The following is a 9,743-nucleotide window of genomic DNA, read 5'->3' as shown; positions in this document are numbered from 1 at the left end:
AAACAGTCGACCCCCATCAACTGCACCCCTGGACAGGGGCGATGCGAGACGCAGAAACCCGTTCCGGAAAAGCCCCGCCTTCCCGAGTTTCATGCATCAACTAACCTTCTGATGGCCGCCGGAAATTCGATTCGAGTAGCGGCCGGAGGATCAAAATAGACAGGCCTGCTTCGCCGGATCAAGGGCACTACGAGTCAAAAATGTGAAATAAAGCCGTTGACTCGGCAAACCCGCAGAAAAGGTCACTTCGATAAATTATCAAGTAATTTCAATATTTTATGTAACGTCCATGGAGGCGATCTGTCTCGAATCGAGAGAGAATCGGCAGAAATGGGCGCTTCCTCCAAAATGACCCTTTGGTGAACGAAACATGAAAAAGCCCGCCCCGCTAGAATCGCGGGGCGGGCGCATTTCTGATGACGAGCTGGAAAGGGCTGGGCTTAGCCCAGCGCGCTGACGCGCTTCGTCAGACGGCCGAACTTGCGAGCGGCGGTGTTCTTGTGCAGCACGCCGCGGGCGACGCCGCGCGCGAGTTCCGGCTGGACCGACTGAAGCGCCGTGGTCGCGGCCGCCTTGTCGCCAGCGGCGAGAGCGGTTTCGACCTTCTTCACCAGGGTGCGGATCCGGCTGACGCGGGCGCCGTTGATCTCTGCACGGCGGGCGTTGCGGCGGATGCGCTTCTTGGCTTGCGGCGTATTGGCCATTTACTGTCCTCGGTTCTCGTCAAATCTCATGAAAAGAGCCTGTCGGAATCGCCAACCGGCTCTCGTGAAGGTGCGCCCCATACAGGGGAACAGGGGGAGCGTCAACCGCTGAACGCCCCGCTATTTCTGGCATTTCGGGCAGAAAAAGGTCGATCTGCCCCCGTCCACCCGGCGGCGGATGGGCGTGCCGCAATGGCATGGCTCCCCTTCGCGGCCATAGACGCGCCATTGTTTGGAGAAATAGCCCAGTTCCCCATCGGGCCGCGCATAGTCGCGCAGCGTGGAGCCCCCCGCGGCGATGGCAGCCGTCAGCACCTCGCGAATCACCTCCACCAGCAAGGCGAGGCGCGGGCGGCTGATCCGGCCTGCTTCCCGCGTAGGGGCGATGCCCGCCATGTTGAGCGCTTCGCAGACATAGATATTGCCCAGACCCGCGACGACGCGCTGGTCGAGCAGCGCGGCCTTGATCGAGGTCGCCTTGCCCTGAAGCTTGGCCGCCAGAGCGGTGGCGGTGAAGTCCGGGCCTAGGGGTTCGGGGCCCATGCGGGTGAAGGGAGTGTAGCTTTCCCACGCCTCGCTGCGAACCAGGTCCAGCGAGCCGAAGCGGCGGGGATCGTTGAGGGCGAGCAAGCGCCCGCCCGACGTTTCGATCAGCAGATGGTCGTGCGCGCCAATCTCCGCCGGGTCGATTCGCCAGCGGCCGGACATGCCGAGATGGAAGATCAGCATATCACCCCGGTCCGTGTCGATCAGGCCATATTTGGCGCGGCGCGAAAGCGCCGTGACGGTGGCGCCGGTCAGGCGCTGTCGCAGATCGACGGGAATCGGGAAACGCAGGTCGGCGCGGCGCGGCTCGACCCGGGTGAGGACCGCGCCCTCCAGGACCGAACGGAGCCCGGCGACCGTAGTTTCGACTTCGGGGAGTTCGGGCATCGGTTCCACTTCTGCTTCGCCTGGCGCCGCTTTAGCGCCTCGGGCGCGCTATGGGACAGCAAAATATGAATGGCGCGGCCCTTGGACATTTTCGCTGATCAGAGGTGTTTCCTCTGCTCAGGAAAATGCTCTAGAGCGTGCGCCCATGAGTGAAACCGCTTCCTTTGGCTATCGCGATGTCGAAGCCGCCGAAAAGCAGGGGATGGTCCGCGCCGTCTTCTCCAATGTCGCGTCCAAATATGATTTGATGAACGACGCCATGTCGGTCGGCGCGCATCGGCTGTGGAAGGACCAGTTCGTGAACCGCGTGAAACCGCGCAAGGACGAGGCCATTCTGGACATGGCGGGCGGTACCGGGGACATCGCCTTCCGGATGCACCGGCACGGGGCGCGGGTCACGGTGTCTGACATCAACCCCGAAATGCTGGCGGTGGGCGTCGAGCGGGCGAAGAAGAAGGGGCTGGAAGGGCTGATCTGGTCGGAACAGAATGCCGAGGAGCTGAGCTTCGGAGATCGCGCCTTCGACGCCTATACGATCGCGTTCGGCATTCGCAACGTGACGCATATCGACAAGGCGCTGCGGGAAGCGCATCGGGTGCTGAAATTTGGCGGGCGGTTCTTCTGCCTGGAATTTTCGACGACGACCTGGCCGGGCTTTTCGGATGTCTATGACGTCTATTCGCATCGGCTGGTGCCCAAGCTCGGCAAACTGCTGGCGGACGATGAGGACAGCTATCGTTACCTGATCGAATCGATCCGGCGCTTTCCGCCCATGCCGGCGTTCGAGCGGATGATCCGCGAAGCCGGGTTCGCGCAGACGAAGGTGGAGCCGATCCTGGGCGGGTTGGTGGCGATCCATTCCGGGTGGAAGATTTGATGGGCACGCGCATCAAGCCCCTCCCCTGCGGGGGAGGGGTTGGGGTGGGGGCCATTCATTTTGCACAGCGCCTGAGGCACTCCCCCACCCCCTGCCCCTCCGCTGAAGGGGAGGGGAGCCAGTAACGATGCCTTCCCACGTCACGCATATCTGGCGGCTGCTGAAATGGGGCCGCACCCTGGCGCGCCATGGCGCCTTGCGCGGGATCGAGCGCGATCCGCTGACGCCGACGCCGGTGCGGCGGCTGGTGCGGGTGGCGCGGTTCGGGGCGCGGGTGCCCAGGCAACCGCGCTATGCCGATGCCTTTCAGTCCATCGGTCCGGCCGCGATCAAGCTGGGGCAGACTCTCGCAACGCGCCCCGACCTGGTGGGGGAGGACGCGGCGAACGATCTGCTGCGCCTACAGGACGCGCTGCCTCCAGTGCCCTTCCCGATCATCCGGGCGCAGATCGAGCAGAGTTTCGGACGCCCCCTGGAAGCGATCTACAGCCGGTTCGACGAGGAGCCTGTGGGCGCGGCCTCCATCGCGCAAGTGCATCAGGCGACGACCACCGATGGGCGCGAGGTGGCGGTGAAGGTGATCCGCCCCGGCGTCATCGACCAGTTCAACCGCGACATCCAGACCTATGAATGGGCCGCCGCCCATGTCGAGATGCTGGGCGGGGAGCTAGCGCGGCTGCGGCCCCGGCTGGTCATCGCGAACCTGAAGCGCTGGACGGCGCGGGAACTGGACCTGCGGCGCGAGGCGGCCTCGGCCTCCGAACTCAGCGAAGCGATGGAGGCGATGCCGGGATACCGCGTGCCCGCCATCGACTGGGACCGCACGACCGGCAAGGTCATGACGATGGAGTGGGTCGACGGGGTCAAGATCTCCGACCGGGACGCGCTGATCGCCGCCGGCCATGACGTGAAGGAGATCGCGGCGCGGCTGGTAAACGCCTTTCTGCGGCAAGCGATTGCCGAGGGCTTTTTCCATGCCGACATGCATCAGGGCAATCTGTTCGTCACCGCCAATGGCGATATCGTCGCTATCGATTTCGGCATCATGGGGCGGATCGACCGGCGGGCGCGGATGTGGCTGGCGGAGATTCTCTACGGCCTCATCACCGGCAATTACAAGCGGGTGGCGGAAATCCACTTCGAGGCGCAATATGTGCCGGGCCATCATAATGTCGAGGAATTCGCGACGGCGCTAAGGGCCGTGGGCGAGCCGATGCGGGGCAAGCCGGTGCGCGAATTGTCCGTGGGCGGAATGCTGGACGGGCTGTTCGCGATCACCCGCGACTTCGACATGCAGACCCAGCCGCATCTGCTGCTGCTGCAAAAGACCATGGTGATGGTGGAGGGCGTGGCGACCTCGCTCGATCCCGACATCAACCTGTGGGAAACGAGCGGGCCTTATGTGAAGGAATGGCTGCGATCGGAATTGGGGCCGGAGGCGAAAGCGGCCGACGCGCTGATCGAGAATGTCCGGATATTGCAGCGGTTGCCAGGGCTGGTGAAGCGGATCGAGGAGGCTTTTCCGGAGAAGGGCGGCGCGCCACCGCCGCCGCCGCTGGCCGAAGTGCGGTTAATCCGGGTCGGGGCCGGATGGCGCTATGTGGTGGTGGCGCTATTGGCGGGGGTTGTCGGGGCTGGCGCTATGGCGGCGGTGACGACGTTTTTGTAGGGGCTGGCTGATTTTATATATCCGTCATCCCGGGCTTGACCCGGGGTCCCGCTTTTCCTTTTCCGTCCGCACCCAGCCCAAGACAGCGGGACCCCGGGTCAAGCCCGGGGTGACGGATGTGGGAATGTTCGCTCTCCTGCTGGACAACCGCGCACCGCTTGCCCAAATGATAGGCCTGTCATGACCAAGCGCATCCTTCTCATCGTTTCGGGCGGCATCGCGGCGTACAAGTCGCTGGAGCTGGTGCGGCTGCTGCGCAAGCGGGGCATCGCCGTGCGGGCTGTGCTGACGGAAAGCGCGGAAAAATTCGTGACGCCGCTGTCGCTGGGCGTGCTGACAGAGGACCATGTCTATGGCGACATGTTCGACCTCAAGGAAGAGCGCGAGATCGGGCATATCCAGCTTTCGCGACAGGCCGATCTGGTGGTGGTGGCGCCTGCGACGGCGAATATCCTGGCCAAGATGGCGAACGGCATTGCCGATAATCTCGCGACGACGCTGTTGCTGGCGACCGACAAGCCGGTTCTCGCCGTGCCGGCGATGAATGTGCGGATGTGGCATCATGCGGCAACCCGGCGGAATATCGCGCAGTTGCGCGCCGACGGCGTGCGGATCATGGAGCCGGACAGCGGCGAGATGGCGTGCGGGGAGTTTGGCAAGGGGCGCTTGCCCGAGCCGGAGGCCATCGCGGCGGAAGCGGCGCGCTTGCTGGCGCTGCCCTTGCCCGCCGATCCGCTGGCCGGGCAGCCGGATTTCGAGGGAGCGGATGCGCCGCTTGCCGGGCGGCATGTGCTGGTGACCGCGGGACCGACGCATGAGCCGATCGATCCGGTGCGCTACATCGCCAACCGCTCCTCGGGGAAGCAGGGCTTCGCCATTGCGGCGGCGGCGGCGCGGGCCGGGGCGCGGGTCACTTTGGTGGCCGGGCCGGTGCATCGGCCGACGCCCGCGGGCGTGGACCGCGTCGACGTGGAGACCGCGCGGGAAATGCTGGCGGCGGTTGAGGCCGCCCTGCCCGTCGATGCCGCGATCATGGTGGCGGCGGTGGCCGACTGGCGCACGGCCGACGCGGCGGATCAGAAACTCAAAAAAGATGGGTCGGGCAAGCCCGCGCCTTTGGCTCTGGTCGAGAATCCGGATATTCTCGCCACGCTTGGGCAGCATGCGCAGCGCCCCGCCCTGCTGGTGGGCTTTGCCGCCGAAACGCAGAAAGTCGCTGAGCATGCGCAAGCCAAGTTGGCGCGCAAGGGCGCCGACTGGATCGTCGCCAATGACGTCTCCGGTGACGTGATGGGCGGCGATTCCAACAGCGTGCATATCATTTCCAAGGACGGCGTCGAAAGCTGGGAAAATCTGCCCAAGGACGCGGTCGCCACTCGTTTGATAGAAAAGGTCGCTGATGCCCTCTCCTCTTCCGCCGATTGAAATTCGCCTGAAGCGCCTGCCCCATGGCGAGGGCCTGCCGGCGCCGGCCTATGCGACGGCGCATGCGGCGGGAATGGACGTGGTGTCGGCGGAGGATGTCATATTGGTGCCCGGCGGGCGGCATGCGGTGTCGACGGGCTTCGCCATGGCGATCCCGGAGGGTTATGAGGTGCAGGTGCGGCCTCGCTCCGGCCTGGCGCTCAAGCATGGGATCAGCCTGCCCAATACGCCGGGGACGATTGATGCTGACTATCGGGGGGAGTTGAAAGTCATCCTGATCAACCTCGGCGCCGAACCCTTCGTGATCGCGCGGGGTGACCGGATCGCTCAGTTGGTGGCCGCGCCGGTGCAGATCGCGACGTTCGCGGAAGTCGCGGAGCTGGATGAGACGGTTCGCGGCGCGGGCGGTTTCGGGTCGACAGGGGTGAAATAGCCATGACGCTCTCCGACGAACAGCTTGAGCGTTATGCCCGCCATATCGTGCTGAAGGAGATCGGCGGCGCGGGGCAGGCCCGGCTGCTGTCGGCGGATGTGGCGGTGATCGGCGCGGGCGGGATCGGCAGTCCGGCGATCCTCTATCTGGCGGCGGCGGGCGTCGGCACGATCCGGGTGATCGACGACGATGCGGTGGCGCTCTCCAATCTGCAGCGGCAGGTGCTGTTCGGCACGGAGGACATCGGCGCGCCCAAGGCCGAGCGCGCGATGGCGGCGGTAGCGCGGCTCAATCCCGATGTGAAGCTGATCCCGATCAATGCGCGGATCGATGCGGACAATGCCGCGCTGATGCTGCGCGAGGCGGATGTGGTGCTGGACGGCTGCGACAGTTTCGCGACTCGGCTGGCGGTGGCGGACAGTGCGCGGAAGCTGCGCATTCCCCTGGTGTCGGCGGCGGTCGGCCCCTTTGAGGGGCAGCTTGCCACCTATCGCGGCTGGGAGGCGGACAAGCCCTGCTATCGCTGCCTGGTCGGATCGCCGGAGGACGCGCCGGAGCGGAACTGCTCCGAGACGGGCGTGATCGGGGCGCTGACGGGCGTGATGGGCAGTCTGGCGGCGCTGGAGGTGATCCGGGCGCTGGTGCCCTTTGGCGAGGATATGGCGGGGCGGTTGCTGCTGGCCGATCTGCTGTCGATGCGCTTCCGGACGGTGGCGGTGCCTAAGGACGCGGCCTGTCCGGGCTGCGCCGTGGAACTATGCGCGAACTGAGAATCGTCGTCGCGACGGCGGAGGCTGAGCGGCTGCGCGGGGCGATGACGATCGCGGCGGCGCAGGCGGCGCTGGGTGGGGCGGCGACGGTCTTTCTTCAATTGGATGCCGTCGGATTGTTGCGGACGCCGATCCAGGCGCCCCGGGATGCGGCCCATCGGGCGGCAGGGCTGCCTTCGCTGGAGATGCTGGTGGAGGAAGCGTTGGGCTTGGGAGTCGTCATCCTCGCCTGTCAAAGCGGGCTGGCCTTGTGCGGGATGACGGTGGAGAGCTTGCCCGCCGGGGTGGAAATCGGCGGGCCGGTCGGATTCCTGCAGCAGATGGGGGATGAGACTCGCCTGCTTTTTGCTTGAAGCTATCCAGTCGTCCAATTGGGTGGGAAGCTACCCTCACCATAGCCGTCATGCTGAACTTGTTTCAGCATCCATCGTGCCCCACGGACGGCAGGATGGGGGGAGAAATGGATGCTGAAACAAGTTCAGCATGACGAATGAGGGATAGGCCAGCTTATGTCCCCTATTGGCCATTTGCGGACATTAGGCGCGCCGTGTTCCTGCGAAGGCAGGAACCCAGTTCAGACGATGCAATGATACACGGAAGGCGGAACTGGGCTCCTGCCTACGCAGGAGCACGGTATACTTCAAGGAAAGCTGACTGTCCGCTGACCACCCCTACCCCCCGTTCGGGACGATCAGATATTTCTCCCCAGTACGGCGGGCATTATAGGCCAGGACCGCGTCCCGGCTCAGCGCTTCCCGCAGCGAGATGCGCGCCTTGTACTGGCTGGCGAAAGTGGTGGTAAGGCCATCGCGCACCCGCTGGCGCAGGCGTTCGAGCGTTTCGGCGTCGATATTTTGCAGGAAGGGGAAGAGCAACCAGCCGCCGATATTCCAGCTAAAGCCGAAGCTGCGCGTCAGGATGGTCGGGGACAGGTCCAGCGCGCCGTAGATATAGGCCTGTTTGGGGCTGTTAGAGCCATAGCGGCTATAGGGCGCGCCTTCGCTCGCCACCTGTTCCATGGCGTGGAGGATCTGGCTGACCATGGAACCGCCGCCGATCGCGTCGAAGGCGATGGTGGCCCCGGTGGCGGCGATGGCGGCAAGAAGCTGCGCCGGGAAATCGTCCCTCGAACTGTCGAGGACATGCTCGGCGCCCAGATCCTTCAGGACCGCCACCTGCGCTTCGTTGCGGACGATGTTCACCAGCGGAATGCCGTCCTCCTGGGCGACGCGCACCAGCATCTGGCCGAGATTGGAGGCGGCGGCGGTGTGGACGATCGCCCTGTGCCCGCCCCGTTTCATGGTCTCGACGAAGCCAAGCGCGGTCAACGGGTTGACGAAGGCCGAAGCGCCCTGCTCCGCCGTCACATCGTCGGGCAGGGCCATGCAGCCGCTGGCGCCCAGCAGGCGGTATTCCGCGAACATGCCGCCGCCAATCAGCGCGACCCGCTTGCCGAGCAGGGCCTGGGCTTCGGGCGCTTCCCCCGCAGCGATCACGGTGCCGGCGCCCTCATTGCCGATGGCCATGGGCTGGCCAACCCGCGCCGCAAGGGCGCGACGGGCGGCGTCGGGCATTTGCGCCACGATGCGGCCCTTCGCATAATGGGCATTTTCGACGTCGGCGGAGGCGAAGAGCAGACCGAGATCGGAAGGGTTGATCGGCGCGGCTTCCAGCCGGACCAGCACCTCGTCGCCCTGAGGCGCGGGAAGGGTTTCTTCGGCCAGTTCGACGGTCAGGCGGCCGTCTTCACCCAGGGTCGAGAGCAGTTTGAGACCTTTGGTATCGCTCATGAAGGCTCCGTTTCAGGCTGAGGGACGGTCGCTGTAAAGCGCGGGGAACAGCGTTTTGAGGGCCGTCAGCTTGGGCATGTCCCAGCGCTGGATATAGGGGTGGCGCGGGTTTTTGGTGAGGAAATCCTGATGAGCGCCGTCCGCGTCCTGAAAGCCGGTGAAGCGTTCGATGCGGGTGGCGATGGGATCGCGCCAAAGGCCGGATTGACCAAGTTGGGCGAGATAGGCCGTGGCGGCCTTGTCCTGCTCCGGCGTCAGCGGGAAAAGCGCGCTGCGATATTGGGTGCCGTGATCGGGGCCCTGATAGTTGAGCGTCGTCGGGTCCGCGATCACCGAGAAGAAGATGCGCAGCAGCGTGCCGTAGCTGACCGTCTTGGGATCATAGGTGATGCGGACGGACTCGGCAAAGCCGGTATCGCCTTCGCTCACCTGCTCATAATCGACCTTGCGGCCACGCGGGCCGCCCGCAAAGCCGGAGACGGCGAGATGGACGCCCTTGACGTGGGAAAAGACGCCTTCCACGCCCCAATAGCAGCCGCCTGCGAAAATGGCGGTTTCCAGCTTGCGGCTGGGGGCGGCGTCGACGGCCGGAGCGGGAGCGAGGACCACGCGTTCAGCGCGCAGCGGGGATGCGACGGCCAAAGCCGCCAGGAAAGCGAGGGCTATGCCGTCAGAGCGCCGCATCGTCCGCGGCCGGAGCCGGGGTCGAGGCCGCCATGGCCGGGCTGGTCAGTGGCGGCGCGTCGCTGTTGGGCTGAAGCACGAAAACGCCGATCGCCCCGATCACGAACCCGCCAAGGAAGCGCAGAAACAGGTCGGATTTCAAGAAGGCCACCATGGCGTTCTTCCTTTCGGTCGTCTTGGCCGCCACAAGCGGGCGGCGATGAATGTCGCGCGGCCTAGACCCGGATGAACGCTGCGCCAGGGCAGTTTCGACCAACGCCCGATGGGAGGCGATGGGTGACGGGCAAGCCAGTTTCGGTTCGCAACGGGATATAGACCCTCACTCTCCATCTGCAAGACGGCGCGGGGGAAATTTTCCGTTTCCGAAATGGAGGAAATGACGGGTTCAGTGAAGCGGAATCACCCTCACTCTTCCCACCCGGCTCGCCGGGCGGGTCCCTTCCCTCTCCCATCGGGAG

Annotated in this window: 11 protein-coding genes; 6 read left to right on the top strand and 5 right to left on the bottom strand. The window is 65.1% G+C overall.

The annotated features are described in order from the left end of the window. Nucleotides 1-440: 440 nt before the first annotated feature. Both rpsT and mutM read right to left on the bottom strand, forming a co-directional pair. On the bottom strand, nt 441-704 hold the full coding sequence (rpsT, locus tag HUK72_RS16370; RefSeq protein WP_176597667.1) for a 30S ribosomal protein S20: 264 nt from the start codon (nt 702-704) through the stop codon (nt 441-443). Between the two features lie 120 nt (nt 705-824). Next, nucleotides 825-1,637, bottom strand: a complete 813-nt coding sequence (mutM, locus tag HUK72_RS16365; RefSeq protein ID WP_176597666.1) for a bifunctional DNA-formamidopyrimidine glycosylase/DNA-(apurinic or apyrimidinic site) lyase — start codon at nt 1,635-1,637, stop codon at nt 825-827. A 145-nt stretch (nt 1,638-1,782) separates the two neighbouring features. Between mutM and HUK72_RS16360 the strand changes: the two genes are divergently transcribed. The 6 genes from HUK72_RS16360 to HUK72_RS16335 all read left to right on the top strand — a co-directional run bounded on the left by HUK72_RS16360 (nt 1,783) and on the right by HUK72_RS16335 (nt 7,164). Beyond that, nucleotides 1,783-2,514 carry a class I SAM-dependent methyltransferase gene (locus HUK72_RS16360; protein WP_176597665.1) on the top strand — a complete coding sequence of 244 codons (732 nt, stop codon included), beginning with the start codon at nt 1,783-1,785 and terminating at the stop codon, nt 2,512-2,514. Nucleotides 2,515-2,641: 127 nt separating this feature from the next. Continuing rightward, a complete protein-coding gene (ubiB, locus tag HUK72_RS16355; protein WP_176597664.1) occupies nt 2,642-4,183 on the top strand; it encodes a 2-polyprenylphenol 6-hydroxylase in 1,542 nt (513 codons plus the stop codon). Nucleotides 4,184-4,363: 180 nt separating this feature from the next. Further along, complete coding sequence (coaBC, locus tag HUK72_RS16350) at nt 4,364-5,608, top strand: bifunctional phosphopantothenoylcysteine decarboxylase/phosphopantothenate--cysteine ligase CoaBC (protein WP_176597663.1); 1,245 nt, start codon at nt 4,364-4,366, stop codon at nt 5,606-5,608. Then, nucleotides 5,583-6,041, top strand: coding sequence for a dUTP diphosphatase (dut, locus tag HUK72_RS16345; protein ID WP_176597662.1), 459 nt, complete (start codon nt 5,583-5,585; stop codon nt 6,039-6,041). The genes coaBC and dut overlap by 26 nt, the downstream gene beginning before the upstream one ends. A gap of 2 nt (nt 6,042-6,043) precedes the next feature. Continuing rightward, a complete protein-coding gene (locus HUK72_RS16340) occupies nt 6,044-6,811 on the top strand; it encodes a HesA/MoeB/ThiF family protein (protein ID WP_176597661.1) in 768 nt (255 codons plus the stop codon). Then, the gene (locus tag HUK72_RS16335; RefSeq protein WP_176597660.1) at nt 6,799-7,164 is read left to right on the top strand and encodes a DsrE family protein; all 366 of its coding nucleotides are present in this window, start codon (nt 6,799-6,801) and stop codon (nt 7,162-7,164) included. Before HUK72_RS16340 ends, HUK72_RS16335 begins: the two co-directional genes overlap by 13 nt. Nucleotides 7,165-7,482: 318 nt before the next feature. Here the strand turns inward: HUK72_RS16335 and HUK72_RS16330 are convergent, their stop codons facing one another. Genes HUK72_RS16330 through HUK72_RS16320 form a run of 3 tightly spaced genes read right to left on the bottom strand, consistent with a single transcriptional unit; the run spans nt 7,483 to nt 9,439 of the window. Continuing rightward, the gene (locus tag HUK72_RS16330) at nt 7,483-8,601 is read right to left on the bottom strand and encodes a zinc-binding dehydrogenase (RefSeq protein ID WP_176597659.1); all 1,119 of its coding nucleotides are present in this window, start codon (nt 8,599-8,601) and stop codon (nt 7,483-7,485) included. 12 nt (nt 8,602-8,613) lie between these two features. After that, nucleotides 8,614-9,285, bottom strand: a complete 672-nt coding sequence (gene msrA / locus HUK72_RS16325) for a peptide-methionine (S)-S-oxide reductase MsrA (RefSeq protein ID WP_176597658.1) — start codon at nt 9,283-9,285, stop codon at nt 8,614-8,616. After that, the gene (locus HUK72_RS16320) at nt 9,272-9,439 is read right to left on the bottom strand and encodes a hypothetical protein (RefSeq protein WP_176597657.1); all 168 of its coding nucleotides are present in this window, start codon (nt 9,437-9,439) and stop codon (nt 9,272-9,274) included. The genes msrA and HUK72_RS16320 overlap by 14 nt, the downstream gene beginning before the upstream one ends. Between the last annotated feature and the right edge of the window lie 304 nt (nt 9,440-9,743).

The sequence above is a fragment of the Sphingobium sp. 15-1 genome (assembly GCF_013375535.1).
Lineage (GTDB): Bacteria > Pseudomonadota > Alphaproteobacteria > Sphingomonadales > Sphingomonadaceae > Sphingobium > Sphingobium aromaticivastans.
This window is presented reverse-complemented; position numbering and strand designations above follow the sequence as displayed.